We start from the raw sequence: 1,196 nt of genomic DNA on the forward strand, positions 1-1,196 counted from the left end.
CGACCGGGACGGGGACGACCGACGCGCCGACGGAGGTGACACGAGCGTTCCCACGGACGCCGCGATCGAGGCCGCGATCCCGGGGGACGACCCGGCGACTGTGGCGACCGGGAATCCGGGAGCGGACGGAGAGGGGCGGGACGACGACACCGTTGGGAGCGACGAACACGACGGGAGCGGCACGACCGGCGCGTTCGAGCGACTCCGTGACGCCCTGTGATCCGCGTCGTCCTGACCGTCCTCCTCGCAATCGCGTTACTCGCCGTCTCGATGCCCGCCCTCGACGACGCACGGACCGGGATAACCGTGGAGCGGATGGAAACGGAGGGAGAACGGGTCGAACGGGCCGCCGGAGACGTGGTCGCCGATTCGATGGCCGTCGACGAGCGAGCGCTCGCCGCCCGCTCGTCGCTCGTCGTCGGCCCCCCGACCGGGTTCGCCGCCGCACCGCTCGACCGGCTAGCACTCGTGGACGCCGAGCGAGTCGGTGGGGTCGGCGATGTCGGTGGGGTCGGCGATGTCGGTGGGGTCGGCGATGTCAGCGGGGTCGGCGATGCCGACGTCGTGCTCGCGTACCGACTTCGGGGCGCTCCGATCCGGACGGTTCCGCTGTCGAACCCTGAAGGCGTCGGCGGCCTCGACGTCGTCGGTGGAAGGGTCGACCTCCGAACCGACGGCGAGAGCCGGCTCGAACTCCGGTTCGTCGACGGGGACGACGGTCCGACAGTTCGGATCCGACGAACGGGGTGACGGGCTGTTCGTCCCGCCGTCCACGAGGTGACAGAGGCCGTCCAGCCACCGACGGAACGACCGACCGTTTATATACAATACCGCGGCCACGCGGCCCATGACCATCGACATCCCGTCGTTCGTCCGCTTCGGGGACGACAACGACGGGTGCCGCTGTGACGCGTCGTTTCACCGCCCCGTCGGCACCGGCGTCGACGACCGGGTCGTGCTCGCGGTCGACGCGAGCGACTGTCCAGGACGCGGCGACCTCGCCGCGAACCCGGACTGCCTGTCGACCGTCATCCACGCCCTGACCGACCGCGATGCCGACGTGATCCGGACGAGGCACGCGGGACGGGAGCGGACGTACGCCGGTCGGGCCGCGGCCTGCCTCCTCGCCGCCGGTCGCTTTCGCGAGCAGGTATCGTTCCACGAATCGCGGCTCGCCGAGCGCGTCACCCGTGACC

General features: G+C 71.2%; 1 protein-coding gene and 2 pseudogenes. All 3 read left to right on the forward strand.

Annotated elements, in window-relative coordinates; translation table 11 throughout:
• Nucleotides 1-220, forward strand: a pseudogene (locus ACFQEU_RS16240) (hypothetical protein); the annotation flags it as partial.
• Nucleotides 217-750 (forward strand): DUF7311 family protein, encoded by a 534-nt coding sequence (locus ACFQEU_RS16245; RefSeq protein ID WP_379783851.1) that lies wholly within the window; start codon nucleotides 217-219, stop codon nucleotides 748-750. The pseudogene ACFQEU_RS16240 and the gene ACFQEU_RS16245, both read left to right, overlap by 4 nt.
• A gap of 97 nt (nucleotides 751-847) precedes the next feature.
• Nucleotides 848-1,196: pseudogene (locus ACFQEU_RS16250) on the forward strand (type II secretion protein); the annotation flags it as partial.

The organism is Halorubrum tibetense (assembly GCF_042661865.1).
Taxonomy (GTDB): Archaea; Halobacteriota; Halobacteria; order Halobacteriales; family Haloferacaceae; genus Halorubrum; species Halorubrum tibetense.